Raw genomic sequence first — 16,961 nt, forward strand, 5'->3', positions numbered from 1 at the left:
CACCATGTCCAGAACTGCTTTCCATGTCGTTGTTTTCCTTGTCGGCCTGCTGGCCGTGTGCTGGATCGGCATTGGCTACGTTTCGGTGCATCCGCTGGGTGCAGCGGTAGCGGCAATCATCGCGGCCTGCTACATCGCCGGTGGCGTAGAGCTGTACCGTTACCGCCAGGCCAGCAATGGCCTGCGCAGCGCGCTGAACGACCTGTCCAGTGCGAAGGCAAGCCTCGCCCCCTGGCTGGAGCGCGTGCCGGTGGGCCTGCGCAACGCCGTGCGCCTGCGCGTGGAAGGCGAGCGCACCGCCCTGCCCGCACCGGTACTGACCCCGTACCTGGTGGGGCTGCTGGTGCTGCTGGGCATGCTCGGCACCCTGCTGGGCATGATGGACACCCTGCGCGGCACCGGGCTGGCGCTGCAGAGTGCGACCGACATGGCCGCGATCCGCGGCTCGCTGGCCTCGCCGGTGCAGGGCCTGGCGGTGGCATTCGGCACCTCGATCGCCGGTGTGGCCAGCTCGGCCATGCTCGGCCTGCTGGCGGCACTGCTGCGTCGTGACCGCCTGCAGGCCGTGCAGCAGCTGGACCGCGCCATTGCCAGCGACCTGCACCCGTATTCGCAGGCCTGGCAGCGTGCCGAATCGCTGCGCCTCCTGCAGGCACAGTCCGCCGCCCTGCCGGCGCTGGTCGACCGCCTGCAGGCGATGACGCAGACGTTTGAACAGCACAGCACGGCCGCCAACGAGCGCCTGCTGGCCGGCCAGGCCGAGTTCCTGACCCAGAGCCAGGCGCTGCAGGAACGCCTGGCGGTGTCGCTGCAGCAGTCGCTGCGCGAGGGGGCTGAAGCCAGCGCCGCTGCCATCGGGGGCGCGCTGCAGCCGATGGCCGAAACCACCCTGACCGGTCTGGCTCACCATGGCGAAGCACTGCACGCCCGCATCGAGCAGGCCGTTCAGCAGCAGCTGGCCGGCCTGAGCGACGGTTTCGAGCGCAGCCGCGTTGCGACCGAAGCGAGCTGGGCCAAGGTAGTGGGTGAACAGAGCCAGGCACAGCAGGCACTGGTACAGGATCTGCGCCAGCACCTGCAGGCGTTCAGCGATGGTCAGGGCACGCAGGCCGAAGCACTGGTCGCGCGCATCGGCGAGCGCCTGCAGGCCGATGCACAGGGCAACGCCGAGGCCTTGCGTGCCGCCGCCGAGCAGCAGCAGGCCCTGAACAGCGCGCTGGTCGAGCGCCAGCAGCAGGCGTTGATCGCCGCCAGCGAGCATCTGGACGCGCGTGCGCAGGCGCTGCTGCAGGCACTGGAACAGCAGCACAGCGCCAATCAGTCGCTCTTCCAGGACCACGAACAGCAGCGCTTGCAGGATTGGCAGGCCGCGCAGGCAGCTGCTGCCACCGCGCACGCCGAGCTGCAGGCCAGCCTGGACCGCCGCGAACAGCAACGCCAGGCGCGCTGGGACGCAGTCAGCGCCGAACTGCAGCAGGCCCACGCCGCGCTGCAGGCGCAGCTGCAGGCCGGCGACGAACAGCGCCTGCAGCGGTGGAGCGATACCCTGCAGCACGTTTCCACCGATCTGGCCGAGCGCCTGCAGGCCAACGGCGAGCGCCTGGCTGCGCAGCAGCAGCAGGTCTGCGACACGCTGGCGACGACCGCACAGCAGATCGGCGAGAACGGCCGCGCCCAGGCCAGCGCCACGCTGGCCGAAGTCTCCACCCTGCTGCAGACCGCTGCCGCCGCACCGAAGGCCGCTGCCGACGTCATCAACGAGCTGCGCAGCACGCTGTCCGAGAGCCTGGTGCGCGACAACGCAATGCTGGAAGAACGCGGCCGCCTGCTGGCCACCGTGCAGACCCTGCTCGATGCGATCAACCATGCGTCGCACGAGCAGCGCACGGCGGTGGACGCGCTGGTCGGTGGCTCGGCCGAGTTGCTGGAACGCGTCGGCAACCGCTTCACCGACCATATCGCTGCCGAGACCGGCAAGCTGGACGGCATCGCCGCCGCGCTCAACGGAAGTGCTGCCGAGGTGGGCCAGCTGGCCGGCACCTTCGGCGAAGCGGTCGCGCAGTTCGGCGCCACCGCCACCGAGCTGTCCGGCCGCCTGGAACAGATCGGCGGTGCACTGGATGCATCGCTGGCGCGCAGCGATGAACAGCTGGCCTACTACGTGGCGCAAGCGCGCGAGGTGGTCGACCTCAGCCTGCTGTCGCAGAAGCAGGTGATGGAAGAACTGCAGCATCTGGCCGCGCGCCGCGGCAAGAGCGGCAACGCATGAGCGACGAGCTGGAGGTCGATGGCGGCTCGCACGCCCCGATCTGGGCCGCCTTCGGCGACCTGATGTCGGTGCTGCTGGGCGCATTCGTGCTGATCCTGGTCGGCGTGGTCGCGGTGCAGCTGGAGCTGTCGCAGCGGCTGGACCAGGAAGTGAAACAGCGCCAGGCCGAGGCCAAGCGCCTGCAGACGCTGGAACAGGCGTTGGCTGGACCGCTGGCGGCCGGCCGCGTGACGCTGGTGGATGGCCGCATCGGCATCAGCGGCAGCGTGCTGTTCGCGCTGAACTCCGACCAGCTGCAGCCGGAAGGCCAGGAGCTGCTGCGCAGCCTGGCCGCGCCGCTGGCCGCCTACCTGGGCAGTCGCGAAGAAATCCTCATGGTCAGTGGTTTCACCGATGACGCGCCGGTGCGCGAAGGCAACCGCCGCTTTGCCGACAACTGGGAGCTGTCCGCGCAGCGTTCGCTGACCGTGACCCGCACCCTGATCGCCGATGGCGTACCGGCTGACGCCGTGTTCGCCGCCGCGTTCGGCAGTGAGCAGCCGGTCAGCTCCAATGCCAGTGAAGAAGGCCGCGCACGAAACCGCCGCGTGGAAATCGCGCCGATTCCCAAGCCCAAGGCCCCGGATGGCAAGTAAACCGCCCGCCCTGGAAGGCCTGCGCGCATTGGTGCGTGACCTCGATGCGGGGTCGCGCTCGCTGCCGCATTACCCGCAGGTGCCGATGCTGCAGCAGGTGCAGCGCGAATGGTCGGAGCTGCGCAGTGAACTGCAGGTGCGCCGCTCGCTGCGCGCCGAGGCCCCCGCCGATGGCGGCCCGCTGAACTCGGCGGTGCTGGTGCAGCGCATGCTCGATACGATGCAGGCGACCAGCCCTGGCTACCTGCGCCATTTCATCGACTACGTCGACACCTTGTCCTGGCTGCAGGCGCTGCAGGATGGCGCCGCCAGCGGCACTGATACCGCGAAGCCCAGGCGCACGCGCAAGCCGCGCCAGACGCCGAAGGAGTAGCGCCGTCGCGTGCCGTTGTAGAGCCGAGCCACGCTCGGCTCCGGCCAAAAGCAGCCGAGCGTGGGCTCTGCTCTACAGACATGTCACCAGACAGTCATCTGTCTAGCGCACCATTTTCACGTTGACCCGCGGCGCCCGCAGCGCCCGCGGTCGCATCGTTTGTCTCCCCTTCTCAATTCCATGAGCTCCGCGCCAGCGCGGTGGCTTGTGCCTGCCTGAGTGTCTGCAACATGACGAAGACTTTGTTGGCCGCCGCGCTGTCGATCGCGCTTGCGCCCGCGGCCTGGGCGCAGGATGCTGCCCCGACCTCCCATGGCACGTCCGCCACCGAGCTCGACGCGGTGTCGGTGATCGGCAGCGGTGAAGCGCGCCAGGTCCAGCGCATCACCCGCGAGAACCTCGACATCCTGCCGCCGGGCACCAGCCTGCAGAAGACTCTCAACCTGCTGCCGGGCGTCAACGCGCAGTCGGCCGATGCGCTGGGCACCAACGAGCAGTCAATGACGCTCGGCCTGCGCGGCTTCAACTCCACCCGCCTCGGCTACACGCTGGATGGCGTACCGCTGGGCGATGGCGCGTACAACAACTACAACGGCCTGACCATCAACCGTGCGCTGATCAGCGAGAACATGGCCGGCGCCGAACTGGCCGTGGGCATCGGCAGCCTCGGCACGCCGTCCACCAGCAACCTCGGCGGCACCATTTCCTATACCGCCGACCGTCCGGCCCAGGAACTCGGCGGCCGCGTGGTGCAGACCTTCGGCAGCGATGCCAACCGCCGCACCTTCGTGCGCGTGGACAGCGGCGATTACAACGGCTTCTCCGGCTATGTTTCCGGCATGAACGCGGTCTCCGACCTCTGGAACGATCAGGCCGCCTATAACAAATCCATCACCAAGCAGCTCAACGCCAAGGGCATGTGGAACTTCGGTCGCGGCCAGATCACTGGCTTCGTCGATACGTCGCGCACCACCCAGGCCGACTACTTCTACCTGTCCAAGGACGAGATGTCGCGCGGCCTCGGTTGGGACTGGGGCGGCTACGCGCCGGACTGGAACAAGGCTGTCGCCAAGGCCTACTGCAACACCGCCAGCTTCAACGCGAAGAAGTGCGACAGCAGCGGCCCGGACAAGGATGCCGACGGTGCCTTCACCGCCGGGCAGATCCTGCGCGATGACAACCTGTACTACCTGGCCGGCGACTTCTTCCTGGCCGATGGTTTCAGCCTGCGGGCGCTGGCCTATCACCACGATGACCGCGGTGAAGGCCACAACTGGAACAGCGGCGCGTGGTCGAACAAGGGCACGGCGCAGGAGATCCCGATCATCTTCCGCAACACCATCTACACCATCGACCGCGATGGCGGCACGCTGTCGTTCGATTGGGAACTGGGCGCGCACCGCATCGAGGGCGGCGTCTGGTATGAGCGCAACACCAGCAGCGCCGAACGCTACCAGACCGCCGTGGACGGCCCGCGTGACCTGAGCGGCATGAACACCCTGCCCTCCGATGTCGGCGTGTTCGCCCAGCGCACGCGCTGGAAGACCCATCAGTTCTTCCTGAAAGACACCTGGCGCCTGCTCGATGATCGCCTGAGCCTGGAATTCGGCGCCAAGAGCCCGCATGCCACCTCCGATGCGCAGGCGCTACCGGGCGACGCGAAGACGCCGATCTCGCCGACCTCGAACAACCAGTTCGCCACCGGCTCGCTGAAGGCCAGCAAGAATTTCCTGCCCAGCATCGGCGCCAACTTCCGCCTGGCCGAGCACCACGAGATCTTTGCCAGCTATGCCGAGAACATCGCCATGTTCCAGGGCGGCTTCAAGCTGGGCCCGCAGGCGGTGAGCCAGGCTACCTGGAACGCGCAGGGCAACCTGAAGCCGGAAGAATCGCGCTCACTCGAGGCCGGCTACCGCTTTGTCATCGACACCGTGCAGGCCTCGATCGCCGCCTACAACGTGCGCTTCGACAACCGCCTGCTCCAGTACAACCCCTGCGACTCGCGTCAGCCGGTCGGCCCCACCTGCGGCAACCGCTTCTACAATGTGGGCGGCGTCGACAGCCGCGGCGCCGAGCTGACCGTGCTCTGGACCCCTAACGAGCACTTCAGCTGGTACACCTCGGCCTCGCTGAACCGTTCGACCTACGCCTCCAACTACGTGCAGGCCGGTGTCGAGCAGCAGATCAAGGGCAAGATCCAGACCGATACGCCCAAGCAACTGCTGGCAACCGAGATCACCTGGCGTGACAACGGCTGGTTCGCCAGCCTGCGTGGCAAGTACACCGGCGAGCGCTTCTACACCTATACCAATGACCAGGGCTTCGGTGGCTTCACCGTATTCGATCTGGCCGGCGGCTACGACTTCGGCCAGGTCAGCTTCGCCAAGGGTTTGCGCCTGTCGTTCAACGTGACCAATCTGACCAACAAGCGCTACGCCAGCAACCTGGATTCGAGCGTGTTCGCGCCGAGCGATCCGGCCGGCAAGCTGTACGTGTTCCACGCGTCGGCCCCCCGCCAGGTGTTCGGTACCATCGACCTTCGCTTCTGATCGACGGCCTGGAGTCCACCGATGCTCGCTACTGCCCTGTTGCTGGCCGCCCTCGCGGCCAGCGGATACGCCACCCCGCATGAGGCCACTGGCGCGCCGCCGCGCACCCTGGAGCTCAACGGCCGCACCTACGTCGACAAGGGGCTGGCCGCGGCCGGGCGGTTGCCGGCGGGCACGGTGGACTTCCTGGGCGATACGCTGGGCTCGTTCTCGTCGCTGGCGGTGCAGCCCGGCACCTGGAAACGTACCGCCAACGGCTACGAGGGCGTGTTGTGGACCCTGCCCGACCGCGGCCGCAACGATCCCGAAGCCGGCCTGTTCTACGACTACGCCGGCCGCGTGGAGCGCATGCAGCTGCGCATCGACGTTACCCCGGACAAGGGCGGCACGCTGGGTACGTTGACGATGGTGCCGGACAAGGGCGTGGTACTGAAGGACTTCAACGGCCAGCCGTTCACCGGCGCCGACCCGGGTGATCACACCCTCACCCAGCGCGATGTGGTGCTGCCCTCGCCGGCCAGCGGCGCCGGTGCGGGCAAGGTCTCGCTGGACGCGGAATCGCTGCAGTTCGCCGCCGATGGCCACTTCTACATCGGCGATGAGTACACCGCCAACGTCTACTACTTCGATGCACAGGGCCAGCTGCAGGGCGTGATCGTGGCACCGCCTGCGATCCGTCCCGAGCGCGATGGCAGGCCCGCCTTCGGTTCGCTGGCGCCGCCGCAGACCGGGCGTCGCAACAACCAGGGCGTGGAAGGCATGGGCCTGTCGCCCGACGGCAGCCGCCTGTTCGTGGCCCTGCAGAGCGCGACGCTGCAGGACAGCGCGCAGGGCAATGCGGCCGGTCGCATCAACACCCGCGTGCTGGTCTATGACGTGACGACCTCGCCAACGCCACAGCAGCCGACCGGCCATTACGTGATGGCGTTGCCTGCCTATGCACACGACGGCAAGGGCAAGCTGGACCGCACCGCCGCGCAGAGTGAGCTGCGCGTGCTGGATGCCAACCGCTTCCTGCTGCTGGCCCGCGATGGCAATGGATTGGGCAAGGACGGTGACGATCCGATCGTCTACAAGTCGGTGCTGCTGGTCGATGTGGCCGACGCCACCAACCTGGCCGGAAGTACCTATGAAACCGGCACGGCCTCGGTTCTGGCCGACCCGACCGGCACCGCGCTGAAGCAGGAGATCATGCCCGCCCGCATCGACGAACTGCTGAATCTGCTCGACCGCCCGCAGCTGGCCCGTGCCGGGCTGGATCTGGACGCGAAGCGCGGCCCGCATGCCGGACTGCTCTCGGAAAAGTGGGAAGCCATGGACGTGCTGCCAGCGCTGGACCCCCAGCATCCGAACGACGTACTGCTGCTGATCGGCAACGACAACGACTTCATCGGCCGCCATTGCCGCATGCAGGGCCACGCCTGTGACAGCCCATACGACAACGACAACCGCGTGCTGGTGTACCGCCTCACGCTGCCTTGAGCGCAAACCGATGTCACGCCCGCTGTAGAGCCGAGCCCATGCGCAGCTGCCTTTGCCCTCAGCCGAGCATGGGCTCGGCTCTACAGAAGGTCAGCCGCGAAGGGTGGCGCCACCATCCACGTAGAGGTCGCTCATCGCCACATGCCCGGCCTGCTCGGAGAGCAGGAACATCACCGAATGGGCGATGTCTTCCGGCGTGGCCAGCTTGCGCAGCGGAATGCCGGCCTTGTAGGTTTCCAGGCTGCCGGCGATCACCCGCTCGGCGCCGTTCGCGTCCTGCCACATGCCGGTCTGCATCGGGGTCAGCGTTGAACCCGGGGCGACGATGTTGCAGCGGATGCCCAACGGCGCAAGTTCCAGCCCGAGGCAGCGGGTGAACATGGTGGCGGCGGCCTTGGATGCCGCATAGGCGGCCATGCCGTGCCGCGGCACACCGGCCGCATTCGAGCTGACGGTAACCATCGCGCCCTGCCCGCGCGGTGACATCACCCGCGCCAACGCCCTTCCGACGTGGAATACACCATCGGCGTTGACCGCGAACACCCGGCGCCAGTCGTCGTCGTTGGTTTCGGTGACGCCGCCTACGTGCAGCACACCGGCCACACTGGCCGCCAGCGTGATGGGCCCGATGTGAGCCTCCACCTGATCCACCAGCGCGTCCACGGCGGCACTGTCGGTCACGTCGAGCGCAAAGGTGTGCACACGCACATCTGCCGTAACAGGCGCCTCGCGATCGGTCGCCACTACGGTGCAACCGGCCTCGGCCAGCAACCGCACCAGTGCCTCGCCGATGCCACCGGCAGCGCCGGTCACCAACGCCACGCGGCCTCTGAAACCGGTCAACTGCATGTTGCGATCTCCTGTTGCTCGTCCCAGTGGCGCAAGCGTGCCGACAACCACGGCGCCAGCTGCGCCACTGCATCGCGTCCGGTCAGCTCGGCGTGCAGAAATGGCAGTTCCAACGACTGCACCCTGCGCGCGTGTGCCCGCCACAACGCCGACTGCAGCTGTGGCCGTGCCTGATGATCGTGGCCCGCGCGGACGTGCACCAGGGGGCCGTCGAACGGCTGGTGAATGTGTTCGCGGATCAGCCGATTGGTGCCGGTCACCGCGCGCACCACGCCATCCAGCACGACATCCGGCAGGCTACCCAGCGCACTGCCGCCACGACGCAGGAACGCGAGAATGCGTTCCCGGCTGTCCAGTTCCGGATGCGCATCCGGGTCATGACCGGCAATCGCCAGCAGTGCCCGCAATGCGGCGATGGCATCGGGCTCCGGCTCGGCCCGCCAGCACTCGCTGGGATAGGCGTCCAGCAGTACAAGTTCGCCGACCTCGCGCCCGATCTCATGCAGTCGCACCGCCATCGCCTGGGCGAGGATGCCACCCACCGACCAGCCCAGCAGGTGCACCGGCCCCTTCGGCTGTAGTGCGACCACCCGCTGCACGTAATCATTGGCCATTGCCTCGATACTGGGCGGCAACGGCTGCTTCGGATCGAGTGCCGGCGACTGCAGGCCATAGACCGCACGCGCCGGCTGCAATGCCCGGGCCAGGGCACGGTAGTTCCAGGCAATGCCACCGGCCGGGTGCAGCACGAACAGCGGCACGGTGTCGGCCTCGGGCGCAGCCAATGCGATCACCGGGCCCAATGCGTGATCAGCGAGCGCAGGCGGCTCAGCAATGCGTACCGCAAGCGCAGCCACCGTGGGTTGTGCGAACAGCGCCCCCAGGCCGAGATCGCAGCGCCAGCGCTGCTCAATGGCCAGCAGCAGGTGCACCGCAGACAGCGAATCGCCGCCTAGGCTGAAGAAGTCGGCGTCGACCGCCACCGGCTCGGCGAGGCCCAGGGCCTGAGCGAACAGGCCCGCCAGCTCCCGCTCCAGCGGTGTGCGCGCGGCCATCCCTGCCAGCACCTGCTGCGGCGGCTTCGGCAGCGCGTTGCGGTCGAGCTTGCCGTTGGCCGTCACCGGCCAGTGGTCCACACCGACAAACGCCGAGGGCACCATATAGTCCGGTACGCGCGTGGCCAGGTGGCTTCGCAGCAACACAGCATCGGCACGCGCGGTTGGCACATAGGCGACCAGCCGGGCATCGCCGGGCGCGTCCTGGCGCAGCAGCACTTCCACCCGCTCCATGCCGGGCAGTTCGCGCAGTGCCGCCTCGATCTCGCCCAGTTCGATGCGCAGGCCGCGAAGCTTCACCTGATGGTCGCTGCGGCCCAGGTATTCGACCGCGCCATCGCCACGCCAGCGCGCCACGTCACCGGTGCGATAGATGCGCTCGCCAGGCAGGAACGGGTCGGCAAGGAAACGCTCCGCGGTCAGGTCGTCGCGGCCCAGATAGCCACGCGCCAGCTGCACGCCACCGAGGTAGAGATCGCCTGCCACGCCCACCGGCAGCGGCTGCATCCGGGCGTCCAGCACGTACAGGCGGGTGTTCCAGACCGGGAAGCCGATCGGTACCGGTCGCGAGCGATCCTGGGCCGGGGCGGGCCAGTAGCTCACATCCACTGCCGCTTCGGTCGGGCCATACAGGTTGTGCAGGTCGGCGTGCATGCGCGCATGGAAGCGATCACGCAACGCTGCATCCAGCGCCTCGCCACTGGTGAAGACCCGTCGCAGCTGCAGGCCTTCAGAGGCCGGTGCAGCGAGGAAGGCATCAAGCATCGACGGCACGAAATGCACCGTGGTGATGCCATGCTCGCGGATCAGCCGCGCCAGTTCGGTGGGGTCACGATGCGCGTCCGGTCCGGCGACCACCAGCGTGGCCCCGCACAGCAGCGGCAGGAAGAACTCCCAGACCGACACATCGAAGGTGGCCGGGGTCTTCTGCAGCACGCAGTCGTCTGCCTTGAATCCATAGTGCTCGCGCATCCACAGCAGGCGGTTGACGATGGCGCGGTGTTCGATGACCACGCCCTTGGGTTCCCCGGTCGAGCCGGAGGTGTAGATCACGTAGGCCGCATCGTCAGGTGCAGGATCGGCCCACGGCGCGGCAAAACTCAGCGCAGTCCACTGCTCCGGCGCAAGCACCGGCACATCGGCCACACGCGCCGAGACGTCCGCCGCTGCCAGTACGCACACCGGCTGTGCCGAGGCCAGAATACGCGCCAGGCGATCGTCGGGATGAGCAAGGTCCAACGGCAGATAGGCGGCTCCGGCACGCAGCACCGCGACCAGCGCCATCACCAGCTCCAGCGAGCGCGGCAATGCCACCGCCACCACGCTGCCCGGGCGGACGCCCATCGCGCGCAGCTGTGCTGCCAGCGCGAAGCTGCGCGCTTCCAATGTCGCGTAGTCCAGCGTGGAAACACCGGAGACCAGCGCGGGTGCGTGCGGATCACGGTCCATGCCCTGCCGCAGCAGCTCGACCAACGTGGTCGGTGGCAGCGCATGCGCGGTGGCATTGAAACCATGCACCACCTGCTGCGCTTCTTCGGCGGTGGCCAACGGCACGGCCGCGATGTCTTCAGCCTGCAGTGCCGCCGACACGAAATGCAGCAGCCGCGCCGCATGCGCCTGCACATCCCCGCGACTGTACCGCGCGGGGTTGGCCTCGATCTCCAGATCCAGCAGGCTCTGGCCATCACCACGGAAGCCCAGCGTCAGGTCATCCACAGGCCCGGTGCACAGCACCTCCAGGGTCGCCTGTAAGCCTGGCAGGGCCAGTGGCCTGTAGAACGGCTGCACATTCACCATCGGACCGTGCAGGCGCTGCTGCGCGCCCACCAGGCCCAGATCCCGGCGCAGTTGCTCGCCTCGGTAACGGCCATGCTTGCGCCCCTGGCTGAGCTGGCGACCCAGGCCCCGGGCAAAGGCCTCGACGCTGCCCTCGCCGGCCGCCACGCGCAGCGGCAACACATTCATGACCATCGCCGGCACCCGCGCCGACGCATTGCCGAGCCGCCCCATGTAGGGCACGCCCAGCACCACTTCATCGGCGGCACTCATCCGCCGCAGGTACTCGGCCGACAGCGCAGCCAGCACATCCGGCCAGGGTTGCAGCCAGCCTGTCGATACCTGCAGCAGGCGCTCGCGGAACGCCGCATCAAGCGGCTGCACCCAGCGCAGCGCGTCGTTGCTTGACTCCAGCGTTCCCGCCACGCCAGCGCCAGCCGGTGCGCCCTGCATCTGTTCGCGCCACCACTGCCCAGTTGCTGCACGGCGCGGATCGGCCCGGTAGGCGACGTCATCGGCCAGCACGCCCGCCAGCCCTGGCAGCGGCTCACCTGTACGACCGGCATACAACGCGCACACACGATCAGTGAACAGCGCCATGCCGTAGCCATCGGCGGCCAGATGGTGCACACGCAGGTACCAGACCCAGCGCTGCTCGCCCAGATCAAGCAGCAGCTGCTGGCTGATCCGGTCGCGGGTGGGATCCACCGGGCTCAGCCGGTCGGCCAGCATCAGGCTGCGCGCCGCAGCTGCGGGATCCGCCTCGGCGGAAACATCACGTACCGAAAGTCGTGGCACGTGCGCCGGCTCATGCCACTGCACGGGCTGGCCATCGGCACCCTCGGCAAAGCGCAGCGCGAAGGCCTCGGCTTCGACCGCCGCCTGGTCTGCCGCCGCAACGAACCCCGCCACGTCCAACGGGCCGTCGATCCACACCGCATGTGCGGTATTGAATGACGGATTGTCCGGCGCCAGCCGCTGTGCGAACCACAGTCCGGACTGGGCCTCGGTCAGCGCCACCGGCATGGCCAGCGCGACGGCGTTCATGCGCTCTGCGCGGCCTGTAGCGCCTGCACAACGCCCCACCACTGGCGCAGCGTGGTGTGCTCGGCCAGCTGCGAGAACTCCAGCGGAAGGCCGGTGTTGCCCCAGGCCAGGACCAGGCCGAGCATGCGCATCGAATCCAGGTCCAGGTCGATCAGGTTGTCGTCGTCACCGATCTCGGCCGGCGAACATTCCAGAACGCGCGCCACGTCGGCTCGCATCCGCTCCAGATCCAGCACCTCACCCGTGGCGGCCATCACAGCACCTCCAGCAGCTGGTCGGTGGTCATCGGCACCCCGCTGGTGCGCGCGATCCAGTGCAGCGCCTGATCGTGATCGGCGCGCGAGAAGTCCGCCACCGCATCGGCGGCGATGAAGGCCTCGATATCACGCTGGAACGCCTCGACCACGGTCGCGGTGCAGCCGATATGGGCGTACACGCCGGTCACCAGCAGCTGGTCGCGCCCACGCACCCGCATCAGCGTTTCCAGGTTGCTGCGCTGGAATGCGCTGTAGCGATGCTTCACCAGCACGTGCTCGCCTGGCTGCGGTGCCAGCGCCTCGATGATCGGTTCGTGGTCGGCACTGCAGCGCATGCCCGGCCCCCACAGGTCGGCCTGCAGGCCACGGTCGCGGCGGTCCTGGTCGCCGTGCTGGGCGGTGTAGAACACCGGAATGCTGTGCGCGCGGCAATGCGCCAGCAGGCGTGCGATGTTGTCCACGGCCGGGCGCAGTGGTGCATTACCGGCGTCGAATGCGGCCAGGAAGTAGCGCTGCATGTCGTGCACCAGCAGCGCGACACGATCGCGGTGCGGGCGCCACGGTCCACGCGCCTGCGGGAGTTCGGCGGCGGTCGGCAAGGGATAGTCGGTGATACGGGGCAGCGCCATCAGCGCGTTCCTCCTGTCTGTTGCAGATGACGCGCGCGCAGCTGCGCGCGCAGTTCGCGGCGGCTGATCTTGCCGACCGCAGTGGTATCGAAACTGTCGACGAACACGACCTGGTCGGGCACCTTGAACGCGGCCAGGCCACGCGTGCGCATCCAGGCCTTCAGGGCGGGTGCCTTGAACGGTTCGCCCTGCGGGATCACGAAGGCACAGCTGCGCTCGCCCAGGTATTCATCGGGAATGGAGACCACGGCGGCATCGAACACGCCGGGGTGCGCCAGCAGGTGGTCCTCGATCTCTTCGGCGGAGATCTTTTCGCCGGCGCGGTTGATGTGGTCCCCCGCCCGGCCCTGTACCACCAGGTAGCCACCGGGCAGCTGCTGCACGCGGTCGCCGGTACGATAGAAGCCGTCATCGGTGAACGAGCGCGCGTTGGCCGCCGCATCGTTGTGGTAGCCACGGATGGTGTACGGGCCACGCGTCAGCAGGTGCCCGACCTCGCCCTCCGCCACCGGCTGGTCATGGTCATCGACCACGCGCACCTCATCATCCGGACTGATCGGTCGCCCCTGGCAGGCCACGATCAGGTCTTCCGGATCGTCCAGCCGGGTGTAGTTCACCAGGCCCTCGGCCATGCCGAATACCTGCTGCAGGGTGCAGCCCAGGCCGTCGATCACGCGCCGCGCGGCTTCCGGCACCAGCTTGGCCCCACCCACCTGCAGTACCTGCAGGCTGGACAGATCGTGCTTGCTGGTTGCAGCCGCCTGCGCCCAAAGCAACGCCAGCGGCGGCACCAGGCCACAGCAGGTCACCCGCTCCCGCGCGATCAGCGGGAAGGCTGCGTCCGGGCCGGGACCGGGGCTGAGTACCACGCGGGCACCGGCGTACAGCGCACCGAAGAAGCCCGGCGAGCTCATCGGGAAGTTGTGCGCGGCCGGCAACGCGACCAGATAGACGCTGTCGCGGTCGATGCCGCAGATCGCGTTGCTGGCACGGAACGAGTAGATGTAGTCGTCGTGCGTGCGTGGAATCAGCTTGGACAGCCCGGTGCTGCCACCGGATATCTGCAGGAACGCCACCGACTGCGGGTCCGGATCGGCCGGCAACTGGCCGCGGTCGCCCTGCAGCGTCTCCAGCGCGGTGAACTCCTGTGCATCGCCATCGATCACCACCTTGCGTATCGCGGGCACTTCAGCCTGCAGCGCCCGCGCCAACGTAAGGTGATCGAAGCCGTCATGCAGGTCGGTGGTGATATAGGCACTGGCCTCGGCCTTGTTGGCGAAATGCACCAGTTCGGTGATGCGGTGCGCAGGCAGCGCGTACACCGGCACCAGCCCAGCGCGGAACAGGCCGCAGACCGTAGTGATGAACCCTGCGCTGTTGCCCAGCTGCACCAGCACCCGCTCGCCCGGCTCCAGGCCGAGTGCCAGCAGGCCCGCGCCGATGCGTCCGGCCTCATGCCAGAGCTGCGCATAGCTCAGGCGCACATCGCCGGCGACCACCGCGATGTCGTCGGCGTAGCGTTCCGCGCGTTCGCGCAGGAACACCGGGAAGGTCTCGCCGCGCCAGTGGCCTGCTTCGCGATAGCGCGCAGCCAGTTCATCGGGCCACACCTGCTGCAGGGGCAGGCGGGAAGAAGCGTGGGACGTGTTCATGCGGCAGGCTCGATCGCAGGCGCGGACGAGTGGACGCCCAGCGCATTCAACAGGGCAGCGAACTTCGCTGCGGTTTCGGCCACCTCGGCTTCGGGTAGCGAGTCGGCGACGATGCCGGCACCGGCATACAGGCGCAACTGGGTGCCCTGCATCCGCGCACAACGGATCGCCACATACCAGTCGCCGTCGCCCTGCGCATCCAGCCACCCCACGGCGCCGGCGTAGAAGCCACGCGGCACCGGCTCAAGCTCGCGGATGCGCTGCAGTGCCGCCATTCTCGGCGTCCCGCAGACCGCCGGTGTGGGATGCAGCTGGGCCAGCAGTTCGGCCGCAGGGGTCTGCGGATCCTTCAGGGTCGCGTGGATGCGGGTACCGAGGTGCCACATGCTTGCAGTGGCATGCAGCACCGGGCGCGACTGTGCATCGATGTGGCTGCAGTACAGCGACAGGCCATCGACGATGGCCTCTACCACGTGGCGATGCTCGTCATGGTCCTTGGTGGAGGCCAGCAGCGCCTGCGCGGCATGCTCGTCCTCTGCGGCATCGGCGCTGCGCCGGGCGGAGCCCGCCAGCGGGTGCGACAGCAGTTCGGCGCCGCGCTTGCGCAGCAGCAGCTCCGGCGTGGCACCGACCAGCCAGGCCGGTGCCTGGCCGGGCTCCACCGGAAGCGGCACTGCATAGGTGGCCACCGAGGGATCGGCGCCAAGACGTGCCAACAACCGTTCCGGAGACAACACCTGGCGCGTGCGTGCCAGCAGGCTGCGCGCCAGCACCACCTTGCGCAGGTCGTGCCCGGGCGCGCGCAGCGCCTGCACCGCCGTGGCCACTGCGGCGGCATAGTCCTGGGGCGCGGGCTCGGCCTGTGGGTCACCTTCCAGCGGGGGCGCTGCCTGCGGTTGCAGCGGCAGTGCAGGCAGCAGCCGCTCGGGCTGGTACAGCGCATCATCGGCGCGCGGTTCGAACGGCACCGCCCCGACCAGCAGGCCGGGGCCGCCGCGCTGCTGCGCGAAGAACGCGGCGACACGCCCGGCCAACGTCGCCAGTGCGCCTGCGGGCAACGCCGCGCGGCAACCACGTGCGTGCACATGCTGCCCGGCGTGCTGCAGCAGGAACAGCGAGGCTTCGTCCACGCTCTCCAGCGTCGATGGCGCAGCCTCCGGGCACGCCCCCTGCATCAGGGAATCGTTCATGGGGTCTCCTTCATCCGATGCGCTGCGGCCAGCGCGCACAGCAACAGCAGCAGCGCACCCACCAGCAGGTAAGGCAGGCTGGGCCCGCCGCGATACAACAGCGTGCCGAGCATCGGCCCGGCCACCATGCCCAGCCCCTGCGCGGCAGCAACGGTGCCAGCGGCGGCGCCCTGCTCATGCGCTTCCACAGCATCGGCGGCCAGCGCCTGGAACGACGGAAACACGAAACCCATGCCGAAGGCGGCCAGTGCGTAGGCCGCCGCCAACTGCCAGGCCTGCTGCACGCCCGCCACCGATGCGAAACCGATGCCGGAAATCAGTGCACCGAGAACGATCCAGCGGCGTGGATGCACGTCCAGCTTCATCACCAGCGTCTGCGCCAGGATCAGGCCGACGCCAACCGCAGTCAGCGCGATGCCAGCCATGCGAGCGCCGGCCGCCGCATCGAGCCCCAGCCGATCAATCGCGAAAAAGCCCACCGTGACCTGCGCGATGGTCACCGAGACCATCGCGATGAAGGCGGCCAGCTGCGGCAGGCGCAGGCGCCGGTCGAGGCGGCTCATCGGCGCGCGACGCTGCGCGTTGGTGCCCACCACCGGTGGCGTCGCCGGTAGCCGCCACGCAAGCAATGCCAGCGCCAGCAGCGGCAGCAGTGCGGCGACATACAGCGCCAGCGAGAGATTCGTATAGGCCAGCCAGCCCGCGGCCGCCGGGCCCAGCACCATGCCCAGCGCATTTGCGCTGCCCAGCCGCGCAAGGAAACTGGCGCGCTGTCCAGTCGGCGCCTTGTCGGCAATCAGCGCCGCAGCCGTGGGCGGCACGGCGGCGTAGAACAGGCCGATCAGGCCACGCGCCCCCACCAGCACCAGCACCGATACCAGCACCGGCGGCACCGCCTGCAGGGCAACGTCGATGAACACGGCCAGCGCGATGTAGACCACGGTGTAGGCACCCATCGCCAGCATCAGCACGCGCTTCCGGCCGATGCGGTCGCTGAGCTGGCCCCACGGGCGCGCGGCCAGCATCCACAACACGCCTGCGGCAGTGACCGACAGGCCCGCATGCCATTCGGACAGGCCGAGCATGCGGACCACCGGGCCGATCACCGCGACGAAGGACATCATCGCCATGGTGCCGATCAGGGCAGCCAACACCAGCGCCGGCAAACCGGGAACGACGGGACGTGCGTGCATGGAAC

General features: G+C 68.5%; 12 protein-coding genes. 5 read left to right on the plus strand and 7 right to left on the minus strand.

Translation table 11 applies throughout. The features are described 5' to 3' along the window. Nucleotides 1-4: 4 nt before the first annotated feature. From AC5P8Z_RS14220 to AC5P8Z_RS14240, 5 genes are all read left to right on the plus strand, one after another. Nucleotides 5-2,269: a DUF802 domain-containing protein gene (locus AC5P8Z_RS14220; RefSeq protein WP_495229334.1), complete on the plus strand. Its 2,265-nt coding sequence runs from the start codon at nucleotides 5-7 to the stop codon at nucleotides 2,267-2,269. Continuing rightward, the gene (locus AC5P8Z_RS14225; protein WP_286068610.1) at nucleotides 2,266-2,904 is read left to right on the plus strand and encodes an OmpA family protein; all 639 of its coding nucleotides are present in this window, start codon (nucleotides 2,266-2,268) and stop codon (nucleotides 2,902-2,904) included. The genes AC5P8Z_RS14220 and AC5P8Z_RS14225 overlap by 4 nt, the downstream gene beginning before the upstream one ends. Continuing rightward, the gene (locus tag AC5P8Z_RS14230; protein ID WP_295568872.1) at nucleotides 2,822-3,277 is read left to right on the plus strand and encodes a DUF2894 domain-containing protein; all 456 of its coding nucleotides are present in this window, start codon (nucleotides 2,822-2,824) and stop codon (nucleotides 3,275-3,277) included. Before AC5P8Z_RS14225 ends, AC5P8Z_RS14230 begins: the two co-directional genes overlap by 83 nt. Nucleotides 3,278-3,507: 230 nt before the next feature. Next, nucleotides 3,508-5,826 carry a TonB-dependent receptor gene (locus AC5P8Z_RS14235; protein ID WP_495229335.1) on the plus strand — a complete coding sequence of 773 codons (2,319 nt, stop codon included), beginning with the start codon at nucleotides 3,508-3,510 and terminating at the stop codon, nucleotides 5,824-5,826. Nucleotides 5,827-5,847: 21 nt separating this feature from the next. After that, entirely contained in the window at nucleotides 5,848-7,308 is a 1,461-nt protein-coding gene (locus tag AC5P8Z_RS14240; RefSeq protein WP_495229336.1) for an esterase-like activity of phytase family protein, read from the plus strand. Nucleotides 7,309-7,398: 90 nt separating this feature from the next. Here AC5P8Z_RS14240 and AC5P8Z_RS14245 read toward each other — a convergent pair whose 3' ends face one another. From AC5P8Z_RS14245 to AC5P8Z_RS14275, 7 genes are read right to left on the minus strand one after another with little or no spacing between them, the layout of a single operon-like run. Next, nucleotides 7,399-8,157: a 2,3-dihydro-2,3-dihydroxybenzoate dehydrogenase gene (locus AC5P8Z_RS14245; RefSeq protein WP_495229337.1), complete on the minus strand. Its 759-nt coding sequence runs from the start codon at nucleotides 8,155-8,157 to the stop codon at nucleotides 7,399-7,401. Further along, entirely contained in the window at nucleotides 8,148-12,035 is a 3,888-nt protein-coding gene (locus AC5P8Z_RS14250) for an amino acid adenylation domain-containing protein (RefSeq protein WP_495229338.1), read from the minus strand. The genes AC5P8Z_RS14245 and AC5P8Z_RS14250 overlap by 10 nt, the downstream gene beginning before the upstream one ends. Further along, on the minus strand, nucleotides 12,032-12,289 hold the full coding sequence (locus tag AC5P8Z_RS14255; protein WP_286068615.1) for a phosphopantetheine-binding protein: 258 nt from the start codon (nucleotides 12,287-12,289) through the stop codon (nucleotides 12,032-12,034). The genes AC5P8Z_RS14250 and AC5P8Z_RS14255 overlap by 4 nt, the downstream gene beginning before the upstream one ends. Continuing rightward, on the minus strand, nucleotides 12,289-12,921 hold the full coding sequence (locus AC5P8Z_RS14260; RefSeq protein ID WP_295568868.1) for an isochorismatase family protein: 633 nt from the start codon (nucleotides 12,919-12,921) through the stop codon (nucleotides 12,289-12,291). The genes AC5P8Z_RS14255 and AC5P8Z_RS14260 overlap by 1 nt, the downstream gene beginning before the upstream one ends. Continuing rightward, complete coding sequence (locus tag AC5P8Z_RS14265) at nucleotides 12,921-14,573, minus strand: (2,3-dihydroxybenzoyl)adenylate synthase (RefSeq protein ID WP_295568867.1); 1,653 nt, start codon at nucleotides 14,571-14,573, stop codon at nucleotides 12,921-12,923. Before AC5P8Z_RS14265 ends, AC5P8Z_RS14260 begins: the two co-directional genes overlap by 1 nt. After that, on the minus strand, nucleotides 14,570-15,763 hold the full coding sequence (locus tag AC5P8Z_RS14270) for an isochorismate synthase (RefSeq protein WP_495229339.1): 1,194 nt from the start codon (nucleotides 15,761-15,763) through the stop codon (nucleotides 14,570-14,572). Before AC5P8Z_RS14270 ends, AC5P8Z_RS14265 begins: the two co-directional genes overlap by 4 nt. Then, entirely contained in the window at nucleotides 15,760-16,956 is a 1,197-nt protein-coding gene (locus AC5P8Z_RS14275; RefSeq protein ID WP_495229340.1) for an MFS transporter, read from the minus strand. The genes AC5P8Z_RS14270 and AC5P8Z_RS14275 overlap by 4 nt, the downstream gene beginning before the upstream one ends. Between the last annotated feature and the right edge of the window lie 5 nt (nucleotides 16,957-16,961).

The organism is Stenotrophomonas sp. YJH_SMC_17, assembly GCF_059371655.1.